At 56.4% G+C, this 21209-nt stretch carries 6 protein-coding genes; 1 reads left to right on the forward strand and 5 read right to left on the reverse strand.

Annotation, left to right across the window (positions count from 1 at the left end; all coding sequences use genetic code 11):
• Positions 1-33: 33 nt before the first annotated feature.
• The 5 genes from ACEN84_RS30355 to istA all read right to left on the reverse strand — a co-directional run bounded on the left by ACEN84_RS30355 (position 34) and on the right by istA (position 19947).
• Positions 34-12423 carry a DUF4214 domain-containing protein gene (locus ACEN84_RS30355; RefSeq protein ID WP_413711654.1) on the reverse strand — a complete coding sequence of 4130 codons (12390 nt, stop codon included), beginning with the start codon at positions 12421-12423 and terminating at the stop codon, positions 34-36.
• 1110 nt (positions 12424-13533) lie between these two features.
• On the reverse strand, positions 13534-14991 hold the full coding sequence (locus ACEN84_RS30360) for an HlyD family type I secretion periplasmic adaptor subunit (protein ID WP_413711655.1): 1458 nt from the start codon (positions 14989-14991) through the stop codon (positions 13534-13536).
• Positions 14988-17135, reverse strand: coding sequence for a type I secretion system permease/ATPase (locus tag ACEN84_RS30365; RefSeq protein ID WP_413711656.1), 2148 nt, complete (start codon positions 17133-17135; stop codon positions 14988-14990). Before ACEN84_RS30365 ends, ACEN84_RS30360 begins: the two co-directional genes overlap by 4 nt.
• A gap of 532 nt (positions 17136-17667) precedes the next feature.
• The gene (gene istB, locus ACEN84_RS30370; RefSeq protein WP_413711657.1) at positions 17668-18405 is read right to left on the reverse strand and encodes an IS21-like element helper ATPase IstB; all 738 of its coding nucleotides are present in this window, start codon (positions 18403-18405) and stop codon (positions 17668-17670) included.
• A 12-nt stretch (positions 18406-18417) separates the two neighbouring features.
• Positions 18418-19947 (reverse strand): IS21 family transposase, encoded by a 1530-nt coding sequence (gene istA / locus ACEN84_RS30375; protein WP_413711658.1) that lies wholly within the window; start codon positions 19945-19947, stop codon positions 18418-18420.
• A gap of 77 nt (positions 19948-20024) precedes the next feature.
• On the opposite strand from istA, the gene ACEN84_RS30380 reads away from it, so the two are divergent.
• Positions 20025-20465: an ArsR/SmtB family transcription factor gene (locus tag ACEN84_RS30380; protein WP_413711659.1), complete on the forward strand. Its 441-nt coding sequence runs from the start codon at positions 20025-20027 to the stop codon at positions 20463-20465.
• The last annotated feature ends 744 nt before the right edge of the window (positions 20466-21209 follow it).

Here is a 21209-nt window from a genome sequence, read left to right on the forward strand (position 1 = left end):
CTCACGGCCCGCACCTCCTTATTCCAAATGCGATCACGCGAACTGGAAATCTGCCGCCTGGAGACTTGAGACTGCCACGTTCTTCAGAGTGATAGTATTGTTGCTGTCCGCGGTGATGACAGTGTCATTGCCGGATTGGCTCGATGCAGCCAGCACGGATGCCCAGTCGGCAAAGATCGTGTGATCTACCCTGATGAAGTCATGCGTGGTGCCGGCAGCCACGAAATTTACGATGGAGTCATGGCCCGAGTTGGCCGCGTATACGAAAATGTCCGCGGCCGCGCCTCCGATTAGAATATCGTTCCCGGTCCCACCATTGAGAGTGTTCGCACCGGCTCCTCCAACGATGAGATTGTCGAGATTGTTGCCGGTGCCAGCGAACGCTCCGGTCCCGGTAAAGACCAGGTTCTCCACGTTAGACCCAAGCGAGTAGTTTGTCAGTGCCGTCTGGACCGTGTCGACACCTTCGCTCGATCCTTCGGTTACGATGTCTCCGGCAACATCGACGATATAAGTATCATTGCCAAGGCCGCCGATCAGGACGTCCGTCCCAGCTCCGCCGTTGAGGACATCGTTGCCGACGCCGCCGGTGATTGTATTCGATCCCGCGTTACCAGTTCCGTTGAACGAAGAGGAACCGCTATACGCGAGGTTCTCGACATTGGTCAGGGTCGCAATTGCATAGGTAGTTAGCGTCGTCCTGATCTCATCGATGCCTGCGCCCACCGCTTCCGTGACTACATCGCCGGTGTTGTCGACCATATAGACATCATTACCAAGTCCGCCGATGAGCGTGTCAGCGCCGGTCGCGCCGTCCAGGACATCGTCGCCGGAGCTACCTGTAACGGTATTCGCCAGTCCATTGCCCTTCCCAACAAAGTTGCCTGAACCGATAAAGGTCAGATTTTCCACATTGGTGAAACGCTCGAGGGAGTAAGTGTTGAGCGTTGTCTTGATCAGGTCGGTGCCGTAGGCGGCCTCCTCCATCACGTTGTCATTGATGTCGTCGACGATGTAGACGTCGTTCTTGCTTCCTCCCCACATCGTGTCTGCTCCAAGCCCGCCGTCAAGGACGTTCGCAGCGTCGTCAGCGCCAAGTATTATGTTGTTGAGAGCGTTGCCCGTTCCCGTGAATGCCACAGTCCCATAGTAAGAGAGCGTTTCAATGTTGGCGATGCCAGCGATCGAGTAGATGGCAAGGGACGTGCTGATTGTATCCGCACCCTCGTCCGCCTCCTCGGTCACGACGTCGCCGAGATCGTCCACGTAGTAGATGTCATTGCCTTTACCGCCGACTAGCAGGTCGGCTCCACCATATCCATCGAGGGTGTCGTCCCCGTCGCCGCCGTAGAGTTGATCGGTACCAGCATCGCCTTCCATCCAGTTGTTGAGCCCGTTGCCGATGCCCGTGAAGTTGCCGGACCCGACGAAGTAAACGTTTTCGAGGTAAGCTCCGAGCGTATAGTAGGTGAGTGTGGTACGGACGGCGTCGACGCCCTCACCCGCCTTTTCTACGATGACGTCGTTGCCGTTATCGACGACATAGACGTCGTCGCCCGTATAGCCGATAAGCAAATCTGCTCCCACGCCACCGTTCAGCCAGTCGTCATCGACCCCACCAGTGATCGTGTTCGCAAGGGCATTCCCGATCCCGGTGAACATTCCAGTGCCGGTGTAGGTCAGGTTTTCGACATTGGCGGCAAGCGTGAAGCTGCTTATAGCCGTTTTGACCGTGTCGTTGCCTTCTCCAGTGAGTTCGGTGATGATCTCGCCAGCGTTGTCGACGATATAGAGGTCGTTGCCGCTTCCTCCTATAAGTGTATCGGCTCCCACACCGCCATCCAGCGTGTCGTTGCCTGCGCCTCCGGTCAGCTTGTCGACAGCCGCGCCGCCCTTGATGACGTTATCAAGCTCGTTTCCGGTGCCAGTGAAAGCAGCCGTGCCTGTTGAAACGAGGTTTTCGACGTTCGCTGTCAGCGTATAAGTTGCCATGTTCGTGCGAACCGTGTCGACGCCCTCTGAAGCGCTCTCGATGACAACGTCGCCTGTACCAATGACATAGGTATCATCGCCGGCACCGCCGCTGAAGGTGTCGACGCCGCTGCCGCCTGTCATTGTGTTATTCAAAGCATTGCCGTTGCCTGTGAAGGCTGCACTCCCAGTGTTGACCAAGTTCTCGACATTTGCGCTGAGAGTGTAGGCAGCGAGGTTGGTCTGGACGGTGTCCACGCCCTCACCGGAATACTCAATCACAACGTCGCCACCATTCTCAACGATGTAGAGGTCATCTCCGAGACCGCCTGAGAGCGAATCCGCACCTATTCCGCCGATCAGCGTATCGTCACCAGCTCCGCCCGAGAGCGTATCGCTGCCGCTTCCACCAGTAATCACGTTATTTGAAGAGTTTCCTGTCCCCGCGAAATTTCCGGTGCCGGTGAAGGTCAGGTTTTCGACATTTGCCGAGGACGCAAGCGAATAAACGGCGAGCGCGGTCTGCGCGGTGTCCGTCCCACTCCCGGCAGCCTCCACGAGGACATCTGCCACGTTATCGACGATGTAGGTGTCGTTGCCAGACCCGCCGACCAGCGTGTCCGCACCGGCTCTTCCATCGAGGATGTCATTGCCAATCCCGCCAGTGATCACATTGGCGGATGCGTTCCCGTTACCCGTAAAGTTTGCCGTACCCGTGTAGGTTAGGTTTTCGACGTTGGTGCCTAAGGTGTATGTTGCGAGCGCGGTCTGAACGGTGTCTGTTCCCTCTCCGACGGCTTCATTAACTACATCCGTCGCCACGTCCACAACGTAGGTGTCGTCACCCAGGCCACCCGCCATCGTGTCAACGCCGCCACCGCCAATCAGCGTATCGTTACCTCCTCCGCCACTGAGATTGTCAGCAACAGCACCGCCGGTGATGACGTTGTCGAGGGCGTTTCCGGTACCCGTGAACGAAGCCGAACCTGTGTATGTTAGATTTTCTAGGTTGGCGATCGCGGCGATCGAAAAACTCGCGAGCACAGTCTTGATTGTATCTATGCCCTCATTCGTCAACTCAGTGACGACGTCGCTGACGACATCTACGACATAGGTGTCATTTCCGGTGCCGCCAAGAAGCGTATCAATACCTGCGCCACCATCGAGAACATCGTTCCCGGCACCGCCAACGATACGATTGGCGAGACTGTTGCCGCTGCCTGTGAAATTCGCCGACCCGATGTAGCTAAGGTTCTCCACGTTCGTGATCGTTGCCATTGAGTAGGTCGCGAGCGCGGTTCTGATTTCATCAGTCCCGGCGCTGGCCCCCTCTGTGATCACCTCAGAAGCGTTATCGACGATATAGACATCGTTGCCAGTGCCGCCGACCAGAATATCGATTCCCAGGCCGCCATCGAGTATGTCGTTGCCAGTGCTCCCATTGATCGTATTCGCCAGATCATTCCCGGAGCCGACAAAGTCTCCAGTACCAATGAAAGTCAGGCTTTCAACGTTCGCCGAGCCCGCGAGGGAGTACGCACTGAGAGCAGTCTTGACTGTGTCCGTACCTTCACCAGCAGACTCGACGATCGTGTCACTCAAGCTGTCAACGATGTAGATATCGTTGCCTGCCCCACCGATCAGCGTATCAGCGCCTGCCTTACCATCCAGCGTGTCCGCACCGATCCCGCCGCGTAGCGTGTTTGCGAGAGCATTGCCGTTGCCGGTAAAGGCTGCCGTGCCCGTAGAAGTCAGGTTTTCAATGTTCGCTGCCAGAGTATAAGTTGTGAGCGCTGTCTTTACCGTATCAGTGCCTTCGTCACCCGCCTCAGTGGTTACATCCGCAGCGTTGTCGACGATGTAGGTGTCATCACCCAAGCCACCGACCATGGTGTCGGCGCCAGCCTTGCCGTCGAGCGTGTCATCTCCCGACCCTCCCGACAAGGTGTCTACCGCACTTCCGCCCGTCAGAACATTGTTGAGGGCGTTTCCGACCCCGCTGAACGCGATGGTCCCGGTTGACGTCAGATTTTCGAGGTTTGCTCCAAGCGTGAAACTCGTCAAGTTAGTCTGAACGGTATCGACACCCTCGCCGGCAGCCTCGATAACGATGTCGGAAGAGACGTCGACAACGTAGATATCATCTCCCAGACCGCCAATGAGCGTATCCGAACCAGATCCACCGTTTAAGGTGTCGTTGCCGTTCCCGCCGGTGATCGTGTTGGCCAGCGCATTGCCTGTGCCGGCGAAATTCGCTGAACCAATATAGGTGAGGTTCTCGACGTTGGCCGCCAGCGTGAGGGCGGCGAGCGCCGTTTTAACCGTATCAGTGCCCTCACCTGCGGCTTCCGTAACAACCTCGCTTGCGTTATCCACGAAATAGAGGTCGTCGCCGAGGCCACCGATCAAGGTGTCGGCACCCACGCCGCCGTCCAGAGTGTCATTTCCGGCCCCACCCGTGAGTTTGTCTGCGGCCGTGCTACCTTTCAAGATGTTATCCGCTGAAGTGCCGGTCCCGGTGAATGCGGCAGTGCCGGTGTAGGTCAGGTTCTCAATATTTGACCCAAGGGTGTAGGTCGCCAAGTTTGTCTGGACGGTGTCGATGCCTTCGCCAGCGTTCTCGACGACAATGTCTCCGGTGCTGATAACGTAGGTGTCGTCGCCCGCGAAGCCCTTCAAGGTGTCGACGCCGGCTCCTCCCGTTAACACGTTATTCAAGGAGTTGCCGTTGCCTGTGAAGGCAGCTGTCCCCGTGTAGGTCAGGTTTTCCACGTCGCTTCCAAGCGTGTACGTCGCCAAGTTAGTTTGGACGGTGTCGTTACCCTCTGCGGCGGCTTCAATAACCATATCACCAGCGTTATCGACGACGAAGACGTCATTTCCAGCGCCACCCGAAAGTGTGTCCGCGCCAGATCCTCCAATGAGCGTATCGTCGCCGGCGTCGCCGGAGAGATTGTCGGCCCCAGATCCTCCCGTGATCACGTTGTTTGAGCCGTTACCGACGGCTGTAAATCCGCCGGTTCCAGTGAATGTGAGATTTTCGACGTTGGCCGCCGCGGCCATCGAGTAGGTGTTGAGCGCTGTTTGCACGACGTCGGTCCCACCGTTCGCCAGCTCAACAAGCACGTCGCCTTGCGTGTCGACAACGTAGACGTCGTTGCCTGCGCCACCGATCAGTGTGTCGGCTCCCAGCTTACCGTCTAGCGTATCGTTTCCGATACCACCGCCTATGACATTGGCTGCCGCATTGCCTGATCCGACGAATGCTCCTGAGCCGGCGTAGGTGAGGTTCTCGACATTTTGCCCAAGCGTGAAGCTCGCGAGTGCGGTTCGGATCGTGTCCGTGCCGTCCCCTGCGTTCTCCACGACCATGTCTGTAGCAACGTCTACATCGAAGGTGTCGTCACCGAGCCCACCCGCAAGAAGATCATTGCCAGCACTGCCGATAAGTAGGTCGTTCCCTGCCGATCCAAATAGTCGGTCATCCCCGCCAGCACCGTCGAGAGTATCGTTTCCGTAGCTCCCTATCATCGTGTCGACGCCTGTAGTCCCGAGCGTAGTCAGCCCTGCAGACGGATTGGTGACAAGGTAACCCTGGTTGGTGGAGAGCGCGACGACCAGATCCGCGCGAGTGGTGCCCGCCCCAAGCGCGGCGGTCCAAAACTGCGCCTCGGACGCCGTCGGTGCGCGGCCAAGAGCGTTCTGGAACATCAATGCTACGAAGTCTCCATTGGCCGGGCTCCCGTACAATGCGGTGAAAGTAGTCGACGCCAGCACCTCGGATGCGACCTGGAACTGCGTCTTGGTGCCGCCTACGATGGACAAGACGCGGGGCGCTCGCTCGGCATCTGACGGGTTTCTGTTGAGCATCACCTCGTAAAGGCGGTCCACCGTGCAACCCGCTACGGCTTTGTCTGTCGAATGCAGCACGCCGCCCGCGGTAACATTCGTGGTGATATGCTCATTGCCAAGAACCTGATGTTCCGCGCTTTCGGCGATAGCGAGCACGAGATCCGGCTTTGTGATCGTACCTGCGTTCAACTTTCCAAGCCAAGTCTGCGTTTCAGCAATTGACGGGGCCCGATCATAGGCGTTTTGATACAGGACGCCGATGAAGGCGACGTTTGAAAGGGTTCCATAGTAGGAGCTGAATGTGCTCCTGGCCATGAGATCAGTCGCGAGCTGCTTGACGTTCAAGTCGCCGTTCACAATGTAGGAAGCTAGTTGCTCCTTCTCGTCGTTTTGCATGTCCCGATCGAACACGACGTCATATACACGCTGCATCCGTTCGAACATGATGTTCTCATGCGAGACTTCGATGCGGGTGGTTCCAGAGGTCCCCCGAATGCCTGTCCAGGTGATCGTATCGACATCGTTGACGTCGACCGAATGGATCGAGCTGGAGACAAGGGTATCGGTTGCGTCGTAGGAGCGCCAGCGGTAGGAGCCTTCGTTTATGAAGGATTTGTCAATGCTCTCGCTGCCTACATATGCCGGAGATGCGGTGGGATTTGCCGGGTCGACCGGCTTGTAGCGGTCGATATAGATCGAGTTTCCATCGTCGGTTACGTCGATATAGATGGTGTTGGCCGAGTCGTCGGCAGCACCCGTTCTCCAAGATTTGCCCAGCGGAGATTCGTAATAATCCCGTGCATTCCCGAGTTTGTCGATGAAGCTCCCCTGATACTCGTCGACGGCACCATCACCGTCGTGGTCGAACTCTGTCACGACCCTGCCCTTGATGCGGGTGGTCTGGACGTAGCCGCTTCGCTTCGTGCCGTCACTATAATAAGTATTGCTTCGTTCGAGCTTCTCGCCATTGGTATCAACCGATATCGAGTTCACTTGGATCTCGTCGGTGACCCCGCTTCCGCTCAGCTGCGTGTAGATGGTCTCCAGCAATCCATCTGCGCTCGTGTTGGTGATCGTTCGGCTTAGCAGCGCCGAACTATCGCCGTCGAACTGGGACACTGTTTCGGTACGGCTACCGTCGGCGTTGAGAACAGTTATTTCCGAAGATGACCGGTCGTTCACGCCATCGCCATTGAAGTCAAACGCCTGAGTGATCGAAAATCCGTTGGCGCTTACGGTCGTCGTCACCTTGTCTTTCAGCGTTCCATCATTGTTATAGTTAGCGACGACGGTCGTCTTGGTGCCATCGGCGGCGACAGAGATGACTTCACGATGATCCGTGCCGGCAATGCCGTCGGAGTCCCTTTCCAACGTGTCTGTCAATCCATCAGCGGAGCCGGTGACCGTTTCCTTATAGGCGAGAGCTCCGCTCGTTGAATTGAACAAGGACGTCGCATCGACGGTACTTCCGTCAGTATGCTTGCTTGATATATCTGTACGAACGACTTTCGTGCCGAGCGTGACCGTGACGCTCTCATCAAGGCCGTTCGCGGTCTCCGTCGTTGTGACGGAGTCGATTGCCCCGGTCACTGCGTTGTTCGACAGCCCGGTACCGAATACCGTCGTCGTATTCTTGGTGCCATCATTGTTCAACACAGTCTGCGACGTTGCCGCCCCGACTAGCGCCCCGGTCCAGACCTGCTGGCTCACAAGCCCGTCCGCGGAAATCGTCTTCACAGACTGATCGATTAACGTGTCCACACCTACGGTCGTCTGCACGACGTCCTTCTCTGTGACAACCATCGATCCGTCCGAATTCAGCTTTGTGACGGAGGAAATCGTCTCCATGAAGAACGAGTCGTCATCGTCCGTATAATCATTCAGAACGGTTTTCGTAAGTTTGTCAGCGCTTATCGTGGTGATTTTGGTTTCGTATTCGAAGATTGCAGATGAGTCGTCGTCCAACCGTTGCGTGGTCACCTCAGAGCCATCTGCCGTTATCACGTGAGATGAATCAATCGCGGGGTAAAGGGGGAAAACCTCGAAATTAGTTTGATCCCAACTTCTTCCGTCGGCGCTCGAGTCGGTGCTCGTATGCCTGAGCTTGTTGCCATTGGCCCCACCGAAGATGTCGGTGACGTCTCTCGACGTGCCGTCGGCGTTGATCACGTGTCCGGTGACAGTGGTGTACTCAGGGTTCTCGTCGCCATCGATGAAATCCGTGCGCGTTGATGTAAGCCCGTCGGCGCTGGTCGTCACCACTGACTTGGCAATCCGAATTGTGCCGTCCCCGTTGTATTTCGCGGTCGTAACAGTCTTTGAGCCGTCGGCATTGATGATGGTGGTGGTTTTCGTCATTTCGTCGAAATCACCATCACCGTCTAGGTCTTTGGCGACACGTGTCTCAAGTCCGTTCGCCGCCACGGTCGTAACTGTGCGTGACACAAGCTGAGTACCGTCAGGCCCATACTGCGAAACGGTTTCGACCCGATCACCGTTTGCCGCTATCGAGACGGAATCAACAATATCGAACCCGCCATCTCCATTCAGATCGGTCTGGACTGAGCCGCTCCTGCCGTCGGGAAGAGTTGTGGTAACGGTTTTGGCTTTCAAGGCGCCGGATGCCCCGAGCATGGCGACGGTATGCACAACTGTGCCGTTCGACTGGAGCAAGGTCTGATCGTTCACTGTCACATCGACAATCCCATCTCCATCAAGATCGGTCTGTGTTATGGTCGAGAGTCCGTTGCCGCTCGTCGTACGTGTGGTTCGGTCGATCAGAACATTGCCGACTCCATTGAACTGGGCGACTGTCCTGGTCGTGGCCCCGTCGGGACCAATCGTCGTCTGATCGACCATTTGCCGATCGAGGTCGCCATCGCCGTCCCGATCCGTGGTGGTGACAACGTTTTGCCCGTTAGCGCTAGTGGTGGTGACGACCTGGGAAATCTGATTGTCCGCGGAAATCCCGCTACCTCGATATCCCGTTTCCACCTCAGTCTTCGTACCGTCTACATTAAGCGAGATCGCGTCTACATTACGGATATCGATCAGACCATCGCCATCCCGATCTACGGTACCAGTTGTTATCAGGCCATCCGCGCTAACCATTGTGTCAGCACGCGAGACCAACCGAGAGCCATCAGGCGTGAAAGTCGCGAGGGACTGCGAACGGCTTCCGTCAGCGTTGATGACATTCGTCGTGATCTGGGATGCCGACGCGCTTCCATTCAGGTAAGTGCTGGACGTTTCGGTATTGCGGTCCGCACTTGTCACGACGACCGTCCGCAGGATTTCTGTGATGCCCACGAGTGAGGTGATGGTCCGCGTGGTCGAACCGTCACCATTTAGAAGCGTTGCATCGATGACAGTTGAGTCCGCAACATTGTCCGAACCGAAAAACTTCCTGGTCGTGGTCGTAAGCCCGTTCGCGCTGACATCCACGGTCGTCTTCTGAGTAACGACGGTTCCTGCGCCATTGTAGCTGGTATTTGTCGATGTCGACGAACCGTCAGCATTTTTACTTACGGTCGATTGTGTACGTGCCTCGGCGACCCCGTCTCCGTTGAAGTCTTCCACGTTCAGCCGGGACAAGCCGTCCGCGCTGATGGTGCTGGTGGTTTTCCCGATGAGCGTCAACCCGTTCGGACTATAGGCAGACACCGTGTCCGTGGTCACCCCACTGCTATTGACGGAAATGGTTTCTACGACATCCGCCCCGGCGTCACCGTTGCTGTCGGTCGTGATTGTCCGAGTGCGACCGTCGGCGCTCCAGGATGTCGTCGTCTGGCTGCGCAATGAAAGATCGCCGTTCGTAATCCTCACTGTCTGAGTTCTAGCACCTAGCGCACCGAGCGTCGTCACGTCGCTGGTGATGGTGTCAAAGTCGCCGTCGCCATCCTCATCCTGCTTCTCGGTACGTGAAAGGGCGTCGCCGCTGAGGTCCGTGATGATTTTGGATCTCAGGCTTCCGTCATGATTGGTTTCGACCTCTGTTGTGACCGATGAGCTATCCGCAGCAACGACGATCTGTCTGCTCCAAATGGTGTCAACTACACCGTCGCCATCTTCATCTATAGAGACGCTCTTCGACCGGCCGTCAGCGCTTGTGACCGTTTCAGTCGAGTCAACCTTGCTCTCAGAGGAAGTGGCCGCGCCGGAGTAGTTCGTGACGGTTTCATCACGGCTGCCATCGCCGCCGACGACAATCGACGTGACCGTTGTCGAATTGATAGTTCCCGTCCCCGTAAGATCGTGTTGCTCAGACTTCGAAAGACCGTCGGAACCTGTCACAGTCACAGTGCGTTCGTTCGTACTGCCATTGGTGTTTACCTCCCTAACCGTCACGGTAAGGCTGCCATCCGTCCCTGTAGTTCTGATTTCTTCTTGCTCTGTAATTCCGCCGCCTGAAAGGTCGCGAGAGATAGTGACGGTCTTACGATCAGCAGACGTCACTGTGATCGTGCGATCCTTCAGGATGCCTCCACCATCGAAGTTCGAAACTGTTCGCGTCGTTGAACTGTCGGCGTTGACAACGGTCACGTCGCTTTGGATGCGATCTCCGACACCATCCCCGTCCAGATCGAGCCACAGGCTACGCGTAAACCCGTCGGCACTGGTCGTCAGCTTCCGTTCGCTCTCCACCGAGCCATCAGTATTTAGTGATTTCGTCGCAATCTGAGTAGAGCCATCTGGATTCGTCGTAACGACCGTCTGGACGAGGTATCCATCGTCATCGAAGGCGAACTCGGCGTCACCTGCTTTGCCAGTCGTTCCGTCAGTGCGAGTGAACGTCGTTGATCCCGAGATCTTCGATCCGTCTGCCTGCACTATCGTCTGATTATTCGATATCAGGTTGATGGATGTGATCCCAAGCTCCGTAAGTGTCTTTAGCTCCTTCGTGCCATCATCCTTTGTCACGAGAACCTTGAACTTGCTGAAGTTGGCGTCTCCCGCGTCGAGCTTCCCATTGTGGTTGCTATCGAAGACCGCGCGGATCGCCTGCATATCCGTCTGCGCCGTAGGATCCCATTCAGTGAAGACAACTTCATTTTGACGGTCGATGATGCCATCGTTGTCAACGTCGCAAACAAGGACGCCGTCACCTGCGCCGGCCCATGCCGTCAGATGTTGCTTGCCGTCCCCGGCCATGTCGAAATAGGTGTTTCCGGAATCCTTCTCCGAAAGGGAGAAGCCGTCATCATTGAGATCAAGCACCACCGGAGCAAACATTGAGCCGCTCGAGGTCTTTGAGGAGAGTCCGTCGCTGTGATAGCTGCCGTTTGAAGATTTCCCTGAACTTGTCGACGTTTTTCCAGAGCTGGTTGATTTGCCGGAACCCGATTTCCCAGAACTGCTGCCAGAGAAACTGGACGAGTTTTTGGGGGAGGAGTGATCAATAGCGGATTTGGTACCGCTGGAATTGTAGCTAGAGCCAATGCTGCTCGAGCCACTTTTCCCGCTCCCGCTGCTTCCACTCCCACTGCTGCCACCGCCGGTTCGGGATCCGGCGAGAATACCGCTCGAATGTGAGTATTTCGGATTTCCTGTGCTGGTTGGCGCTGGTTTCGAGTAACCGTAACTCGAGGGGTTAGTGAAGTTTGATGTGGATGTTCGGCTCTTGGCGTTGGTTTCCTTCGGCGTATCGTAACCCTTGCCTACACCAGTGTATCCGCTTGAGCTTCCGCCCTTTGTGTATGGATTTGCCAAATCTTTGCCAGTCGCGCTCCAACTCTGCGTGTTCCTTGTATTGCGTGTCTCGACCGGCGAATCGTAGCCTGTGTTTTTGCCGGTGTACCCACTGGTCTCGCCGCCTTTATAGTAGGGATTTGCGGGGTCCGCGCCGCCGGCGGTCCAATTCTGACCACGTGTTAACCTGGTTTCCGAAGGGGTATCGAAGCCAGTATTCGCTCCAGTGTAACCGCTCGACACCCAGCCGTAATCCGAGTCCCACTTTTGATACGGGTTGAGATCCGTCGACGGCGTCAAGGGTGAAACGTTCCAACTGTTAATGCGGGCTAGGGCATTGTCGAGACCCGAAGTCACGTAATTACGCAGATTAAATCCGTAATCGTTTTCTAGCTTCTTAGAGGCATAGGTGTAGGCTAGCCCCGCGCCGAGCGCGAACCCAAGGACCACCACCCCGAGCGGAGTTCCAACAGCCGCAGTATAGCCTGCAGTAATGGCCCACGTGGCGACACCTGTGGCGGCGAGACCCGCAGCGTCATCTGCTAGTACCCCCCCTGCCCTCGTATACTTACTCGGTCCATCGTAGGTTACCACATCGTAGATGCCCTCACCGATCGCAAGACCAGTACCCAATAGACCCAATTTCGCGGCGGAATTTGCATATCTGTATGTTAGGGATTCGTCAGTGACGGACATTGCCAAGGCGCGAAAGTCCCCTTTTCTAATGTAGTCATCCACTGTCGGGAACCGTGCCGCAAGCTGTGGCAAATTCATCGTAGGCCCAACCCAAACGTAGGTGACCCTGTATCCTTCGAAGGCCTGGGCAGCTTCAAGGAAGTGGCCGGCGTAGTTGGCCCCGTCAGAGACCAAACTAGAAGAGGGCATTCCATACTTGTTTCTCGTATCAGCCATTGGAATATTCTCCGGTTGAGAATTTATCTTCGATTAGAGAGCAGGTTCCACGCAGAAATGATCGGGAAAATCAGACACGATGCGGTAAGGATGTTTGCGATGTATAGGTGAGCGAACAGGAAGCCGGAATTACCAAATATCGTGTCGTACTCTTCGCAGATGTCACGTTGGCAAGCCGACAGCGGAACGAAATTGCCGAATAAAAAATTGAATAGAAACGAAAACCCGAGAAATACGGCGGCTGTCATAGCAAAGCGCCCGACCGTGTTTGCGGGCTTGTGACCTCTTTTTGTGGATCGAGCTGCGAGGTTCAGCCCTATCATCAACAGTACGCAACAAGTTGCCGAAACTAGCTCTGAGAGCCAAAGAATTCCAACGGACTTTGTTTGTACAAGCCAAGAGATTAGCAACGATCCCACTGAGATCGCGGTGACGAATATCGCAGGATAATTACCTGGCGTCACGCCTGTACGGAGCGCTGTCGCACGAATGAGAAAGCCGACTGAAATTATTCCTCCTATTACCGGGAGAAAGCCAATAGCATGGTAAAGATTGGACCAACTCAGGTTCATCAAGGATATTTCGCTCATTAGGCCCCCAATACTTCCTGATGCTTTGCCCACACCGGAGAAAAGCTATCGCGCCAGCTTTCGCGGTCTTTGTTAGGCGACCGATGGCGAAGCAAGCAAAAAGCAATGTCCGTCATCTTGTCTCCCCTGATTCGTGACGGTGATCGAAACGAGCTTTTAGCTCGCGCATATTCTCAAAAATTGCCCAACCGAACAGAGTGCCAAATAGCAGCTTTACAGAGTGTTCCTCGCTGTATCCGATTGTTGCTAGCTGCATGGTGCTCAGTTCGAACCCAACATACTGTCGGCCGCCATACTCATATTCCACATCGACGAATAGACTATCGACGTCTACGATAGGTTTGACATAGCTTCTCCGGACTCGCGCTTGTTCAGGCAGCCAACCACGGTACATGCGCCGTCGGACTGTGCTTATGATAAAGGGCATCGAAAGCACGAGCGCGATAGGTAATATATAGATCGAGTTTGTTATCACCGTTCTCCTCCCGGCCCCGCTTTGCGCGAGTAGACGAAGCACCTTTTAACGCTCATGCATTGCCTCCTCCGCCACCTCTACAAGCGGCGAGAACACGTATTCCAGAATGCGTCGCTGCCCAGTGCGAACTTCTGCGGTGGCCGCCATACCAGGCGAAAGATCAACCGACGCCCCATCTGCGTGGACCTGCTTATCCGCTAGCCGGAGGGTGACGGGAAACACTAGGTTCTGGATTCTCTCAGCACCGCCGAAAACAGCTTCCGACGAACGGCTCACTCCGCCGTCACCTTCGCGACGCGCTGCGTCCGGTTCCGGTATCGCGTCACGCGCAACTTTCATGACTTGGGCGGATAGTGTTCCGTAGCGGGTGAAGGGAAATGCCTCCAGCTTAACTACGGCTTCCTGGCCGACCTTGATGAATCCGATGTCCTTGTTAGGCATATAGACTTCCAGCTCCAGATCACCGTCCTCAGGAACGATCCGCAAGACCTCCTGACCTCCAGTGACGACCTGGCCAAGGCTGGTGACAGTCGACATTTGAGCAATCCCGTCGACTGGGCTTCGGAGCGTCATTTGATCGAGAATGTTCTTGGCTTTCGCGAGCCTCTGCTCGACTTCGTCAGCCTTTCTCTCGGCATCTGAAACTTGGGACAATTGGTCATTGATGAAAGCGCTATGCGTTCGATCTCGCTCGCGGGCTAGTACGTCTATTGCCGCTTCAGCTTCGGCAAGTTGACCTTGCTGAACCGCGAACTGGGTTGCCTGTTCCTTGAGCGCTTCGGTCGCATCCATGACGCTGGCCAAAGTGCCAGCCCTCTTCGATACCAAAGAGGAACGCATCTCCACACGCGATTTTAGCGTATCGACCAGAGACTGCTGTGCGTCCAAGGTAATCCTTAACCGGTCGCGCTCCACCTCTTTCTGATGCATCTGGGCAAGGAGAGAGGCCATCGTTGCGTAATGCTGATCTAGGTCGCCTTGCAGAGCCGCATCTTCACGCTGTTCAACCTCGTGGTCTGCGTCCGCGGCCCAAGCGATCGACGGAAGGTGATCGAGCGTGGCGTGGGCTCTTACATAGCTTATAACTGTGTGCCGGCGCTGTATCTCCCCTTCAAGAGACGCGAGGCTCTTCGATGCTTCCCGTTCGTCAGCCAGCGCGTCGGTTGGATCGATCTTGAGAAGGACCTCCCCAGCGTGAACCAAGGTGCCGTTCTGAGGAGGCAGCGACGTCACTTTACCTGTCAGAAGAGGCTGGACGACCTTTACGCGACCCGTTGGTTGAATCTTGCCTTGTCCGGTGGCGATTATGTCGATCTTGCCGAGATAAGACCAGATGAGCGCCGTGGCGGTGAATGCACAGATAACCGTGATCAGTGCCATTTTGATCGGCGACGGCGGTGTTTCCAAGACTTCCAACGCAGGTGCCAAGAATTCGTGGTCAGATCGCGTCGCTGGGCGAAGCGGCATTACGGAATAGCGGGAAACTTTCAACGGCGCGTTCATGCAGCACCTCTGTCATTCTGCAGCGCCCACAGCCGGGCAAACAAGCCGTCTGATCTCTGCAAAAGCTCGTCCTGGCTACCGATCTCGACAATGCGGCCATCAGTCATTCCGACAATACGATTGCAGAGACGCACCGCGGCCAAACGGTGCGCGATGATGACGACCGTTCGGCCGGCCGCAATCTGGCGCATGTTTGTTTGTACCACGCGTTCGCTTTCGTAATCCAACGCACTCGTCGCTTCGTCGAAAATTAAGATGGGCGGGTTGGTGGCAAGTGCTCGCGCAATCGCGATCCGCTGACGCTGGCCGCCAGAAAGGTTTGCGCCCCGCTCCTCGATCATCGTATCATAGCCCTGTGGCAGCTTGGCGATGAACTCATCAGCACCAGCGAGCCGAGCCACCGATGCGACTTGACTACGGTGCATGGCCGGGTTCGCAAACGCGATGTTGTCATGGATCGTCCGGTTGAAGAGCAGGTTCTCTTGTAGAACCACGCCGATGTGGCTCCGAAGCCAAGCTGGATCCATTTGTGAAAGATCAGCGCCGTCTAGCAACACTTGCCCCTCTTCCGGAATGTAAAGCCTCTGAACAAGTTTCGTCAGGGTCGACTTTCCCGAGCCGGAAGCACCGACAATTCCGATGACCTCGCCACCTCGGATACTCAATGAAACCCCTTTGAGCACTTCGGGTGCCCCTGGCCGATAGCGGAAGGTGACGTTTTTGAACTCAATGTTGCCCTTCGGCGGCGGCAGCGCGAGACGAGCAGCAGGCGGCCTCTCGACGGGGGTGTTGAGGATGTCGCCCAGTCGATCTACCGAGATCTGCACCTGCTGAAAGTCCTGCCAGAGCTGAGACAACCTCAGAACTGGCTGAGTAACCTGGCCGGCGATCATGTTGAACGCCACGAGTGACCCTACTGATAACTGGCCGTCGATAACGGCCTTAGCGCCGAAGAGAAGCAGGGCGGCGGTAGAAAGCTTGCTCACATACTGAATCGCATTTTGTCCGCCAGCGCTCAGCATGGTCGTGTCGAATGCTGTCCTTACGTATGCGGCGAGCTTCTCCTCCCACTGAGACTGCATCACAGGTTCTACGGCGGCCGCCTTGACGGTATGAACGCCGACTATCGCCTCCACCAGGAATTGCTGGCTTGCCGCGCCGCGATTGAATTTTTCCTTGACGAAGTCTCTGAGTGGTGGACGCACGACAATGCCGATCAGGATATAGACCGGTATTGCGGCAATGACGATTAGCGTCAAACTCCAGGAATAGGCGAAAAGAACCGCGATGAAGACGAACGTAAAGAGGACGTCCAGGGCCGAAAACAATCCCTGCCCCGTGATAAAACTTCGGATGGTTTCAAGCTCGCGCACCCGTGCCACTGTCTGGCCAGCTGATCGAGTCTCGAAATATCCAAGGGGGAGGCGAAGAAGATGGTGAAACAGCCGTTGCCCAAGTTCGACGTCGATACGATTGGCCGTGTGCGCCAACGCGTAGGTTCTGAGATATTGCAAGACGACATCGAAAAGGCCGATCAAAGCGATGCCCGCGACAAGGACAAATAGCGTTGAATAGCCCTTGTGCGTCAGGACCTTGTCGACGACTACCTGGAAAAACAGTGGCGTAACTAGAGCAAAGATCTGGACGAACAGAGATGCGAGGAGCACATGGCCGAGCGCCTTTCTGTACCGCCATATCGACGGAACAAACCACTTGAACCCGAACTCGCGTGGATCAGATCCTTGCCCCCCGATGCGACGGCCGACAAGGATAACTGACCTGGAGATCTCATCCAATATTTCTGCTGGCGCAACTTCCCGGTCTGCACGCGTTATTGGATCAACCAGCCGATACTTGCCGCTCGGGTTTAGTCCACCGAGAATTTGATAGGCACCGTTCTTCACCTGAACGATCGATGGTACGGGCATGCGCCGAAGACGCGCTTCGTCGAATCCCACAACCAGCCTCGCCTTGAGACCGATCATCTTCGCTGCGCGTTGAATGTCCGTCGCGCTAGCCTCCCGGCTTTTTAGCGCGAGATCGTGGTTCAACTGTGCCGGATCAGATGCAATCCGGAAAAATGCGGCAATACCGCACAGCGCACGCAGACCAGAGTCCGCGTGTTGCGTCACAACGCCATCCATCGAGCGAATTTTCCCCCAGAGGCTGCATTACGTTTGGTTTGGCAGCATTACCAGTGCGGTTCCCAACCGCAGTGGTTGCAGTAAATAAGCGCCGCAAATTCAAAATTTGCAATAGGCTGTAAGGTAGCCGCTAACGATTTATGATTAGCAACATACGGCGAAGGCCCCGAGCACAACCAACGCGTGCTATTCGCGTATTAGTAGTTGATTAAACCCCGATTTAATGCTCATTTTTAGGACGGTGCCGCCGGACTATTTCTGGTATTTTAAAATGGTCTTGAGGCCGAATGTAAAAACCTCAGGCACCTTCCCCAGACCAAAGAAATTTCTAGCAGAATGAAAACCTTCCACTTCTTAGACTTCGTGATGATTAAAACTCGTTTGGCCTTGTGCCTGGGAGGATGCAGTGCCGATTCCGATGAAGCCGCCCCTTTGTTCCGAGATGATTGCGCCCCGTGATTCCGGGATGATCTCGCCCCCTTCTGAGGAGGTCCGCAGGCAGTTATTGTTGTCAGTTCGTTCAGGCTTGGTGTCAAGCGCTGCGCGGCAGGTTTCGGCGCATACTATCGCCGCTTAATTCCACTCGGTGGGCATTGTGGACGAGGCGATCCAGGATGGCATCGGCATAGGTCGGGTCTCCAATGACGCCATGCCAGGCGGATACGGGGAGCTGGCTCGTGATGATCGTTGAGCGGCGGCCATAGCGGTCCTCGAGTATTTCCAACAGATCGTGTCGCGCCTGTTCGTTGAGCGGTTCGAGACCCCAATCATCCAGGATCAAGACCTGGACATGACCCAGTGTCCGTTGCAGCCGGACATACCTGCCGTCGCCGCGAGCAAGCGCGAGCTGGGCAAACAGCCTTGGGACACGCTGATAAAGAACAGAGCGATCGTCACGGCACGCCTTGTGACCGAGTGCGCAAGCTAGCCAGCTTTTTCCGACACCTGAGGGGCCGCAGATTGCCAGATTGTCGTGAGCATTAATCCAGTCGCCCCCGAGAAGCTTCATGAAGAGTGCTCGATCGAGGCCGCGTGCACTGCGATAGTCGACATCTTCGGGGGTCGCCTGGTGGCGCAGCTTGGCGAACCTGAGCCGGGCAGCAAGCTTGCGATCGTAGCGGGAACTCCATTCCCGTTCGAGCAGCAATCCCAGCCACTCAGCGTGCGAGAGCTGTTCGGCTTCACCGTTGGAGATGAGCTCCCCAAAGGCCTTTGCCATGCCGGCCAAGCCCATGGCGTTGAGTTTGTCGAGTGTTGGATGAGCAAGCATTCTTCTTTCTCCTTAGTGGTAGTAGCGAGGTCCGCGGATGTTTTCGTGGTGGATAGGCTCATGCGAGGCTGGTCCATTGGTGGTGGCGGCTCGATCGAGATGATTGTCGAGGATGGAGCGCACCGAACCGTAGGTCCGGGCTCCGATCTCCAGCGCACGGCTGCAAGCAGCATTCACTCTGTCGCGCCCAAAGCCCTTGTTCAGACGGATAATTCCCATGCAGGCTCGAAAGCCCTGCTCCGGGTGCGGCCGGTCGGAGAGGATCTTTTCGCATAGCAACGCAACCTCCGGCCCGATGGACGTGGCCTCGCGTTGAATGCGTTCGATCGTCCAGTCGGCAAAACGGCGGTGGGCCGAGGGCATGTGATCGGGGGTCGTCGTGTGCTTGCCGTTGCCGCTGGAGCGGCGATGAGCGGCTATCCGTTCGCCTTTGTGGAAAATCTCGATCGTATTGGCGGTGATGCGCGCCTCGACTTGCTCGCGAGCGAAGCGATAAGGGACGGAGTAATAATGCCGCTCGATCTCGACGTGGTAATCCAATCCGGCACGCCGGATACGCCATTCCGCAAAGACATAGCGTTCCACAGGCAATGGCCTTAGAGCAGGCCGGTCAAGCTCTTCGAATAATTGGCGGCGCGTGACGCCGACCCGACGGAGGGCCCGCCTGTCGTTGAGATCATGCAGCAAGTCGGCGATCGCGGCGTTGACCTCGGCGAGATTGTAGAAGGTGCGATGGCGAAGGCGGCCCAACAGCCAGCGTTCGACGATACGAACCGCGGCCTCGACTTTCGCCTTGTCACGAGGGCGTCTCGGCCGCGTCGGCAGGACGGCGCTACCATAATGCGTCGCCATCGCGCTATACGTCCGGTTGACCTGAGGATCGAAGTGGCACGCCTTGATGATCGCCACCTTGGCATTGTCCGGAACAAGCAACGCCGGCGCGCCGCCGAAGAACCCCAGCGCCTGGATATGGCATTCAATCCAGTCGGGAAGCGTTTCGCTCCAGCGCGCCTGGGCGTAGGAGAGGCTCGATGCACCCATGACCGCAACGAACAGGTGGGCCTGTCGTGTCATGCCAGACAATCGGTCGACTACGACGCTAACGGTGTCGCCGGCATAATCGACGAACAGCTTGTCGCCGGCTGCATGATCCTGCCGCATCGTGACCGGTAGCTTCAACGCCCAGCCGCGATAAAGGTCGCAGTATCGACTATAGCGATAACCATCCGGATGAAGACCGATGTATTCGTCCCATAGGATCTGCAGCGTCACATGCTTGCGCTTCAGCTCGCGGTGGACCTGCGCCCAATCTGGTTCCGGCGCGCGGCGGTGTCCTATCTTCGTCCCGGCCCCCCTGTAGAGCGCCGCCTCCAGGACTGCATCGCTGACGTCGTCACCAAGGGGCCACGACAGGCCAGCAACCGCTGCACGCCGTAGCGTCTCGCGCACCGTCGACGGCGCAGTCCCAACCCGCACCGCAATCGACTTGTGCCCAAGTCCTTGCTCAAACCGATATCTCAGTATCTCGCGGACACGCCGCATCTCCACCTCTCTCCGCAGGCATTGCGTTCCTTCCTCCTCGACCTCAAGGGAAGAAACTTCACACCTGCAGACCACCCTTGAAAGATGCCTCAAAAGGGGGCGGCATCATCTCGGAACGAGGGGGCGACTATTTCTCGGAATCAGGGGGCGACATCATTTCGGAATCAGGGGGCGGATTACCTCGGAATTTGCAGATGCAGTCAATGGAAGAGACGATGAACGACGTATCCGACGTTTCCGCGCCGTTCGATTTACAACAGGCGGATCGCCTGTTGCGAACGCTTGCCCATCCGATCCGGTACCGAATGACTCAGCTAATGCTCGACTGCGAGCGGACGGCTGTCGACTTTCAGGAGATCATTGGCATTAATGAAGGTGCCGCGATGCAGCATCTGCGCGTGCTGAAAGAAGCGGGTATCGCGGAAACGCGGCGCGGGAGACAGACGTTCTATTACTTTTCGCGGTCAGCAGAAGCGGCTGCGCTTCTTACATGCATAAGACAAATCGCAGTTCTGTAGCCAAGTTTTTGGTTAGGTGCCGCCTATAGATCGGGTGTTCTTTGATAAGCGGCCAAGATCTCCGACCTGCTCTGCTCCTGTTTAGGGATAATGGCGAGTCCCGTCCGGCCTGCTGCTGAGCAGCAGAATGATGCATACTTCTGGCCTCATCCGCCAGAGAGGGAACGTCCCCGGAAGGTATATGGCCGGTTCGGGACTGGTTCACCTGCGACGAGCGCAGTCAGCTAAGAAACAGTTGTCAGATCCATCGCCGCCTTCGCCGAATACTGGCCGCCACCGCGTTCAGCGGTCGGCTTTCAGGGCGACGACCGCTCGCGCGAACGAGGCCTCTGCATCGGTACACCAGTGCTGTGGAGAGACGATTTAAGTCCCTGCCGCCAACTCGCTGAGCAGGTCACCGGTTTCACCCTTCGCGGACGCTTGTTTTTCGACTTTATCGGATCTAACAACCTTTGGTCTGCCAGCCCTCTTTTTAGGTGGCGGGACATCCGCTCTCAGCACCAAGGTGCTGATGTGGGTGCAATCCGGTTCTGGCTCCGTGGGTGGCGCCTCCGTAACACTTTTGCCGGCAGCTGCAGTGACGTTGGCGGCGCCTACTCGAGCCTTGGAAACCTCCACTGTCGGGGTTGCTTCGGTTTGCCTCGCGTATCGTATCATCGCTGACCTCTTTCCTTTGTTCTTGGTATGTTCCATATGATGGCCAGTGTCAATGGTGTAGGGAGTTATTCGGGCAAACGTATCAGC

The organism is Rhizobium sp. Rhizsp82 (assembly GCF_047325115.1).
GTDB lineage: Bacteria > Pseudomonadota > Alphaproteobacteria > Rhizobiales > Rhizobiaceae > Rhizobium.

Excerpts from the sequence above, each read along its gene's own strand:
- ACEN84_RS30360 (WP_413711655.1), bottom strand. The coding sequence starts at position 14,991 with ATGAACGCGCCGTTGAAAGTTTCCCGCTATTCCGTAATGCCGCTTCGC.
- ACEN84_RS30365 (WP_413711656.1), bottom strand. The coding sequence starts at position 17,135 with ATGGATGGCGTTGTGACGCAACACGCGGACTCTGGTCTGCGTGCGCTG.
- istA (WP_413711658.1), bottom strand. The coding sequence starts at position 19,947 with ATGCGGCGTGTCCGCGAGATACTGAGATATCGGTTTGAGCAAGGACTT.
- istB (WP_413711657.1), bottom strand. The coding sequence starts at position 18,405 with ATGCTTGCTCATCCAACACTCGACAAACTCAACGCCATGGGCTTGGCC.
- ACEN84_RS30355 (WP_413711654.1), bottom strand. The coding sequence starts at position 12,423 with ATGGCTGATACGAGAAACAAGTATGGAATGCCCTCTTCTAGTTTGGTC.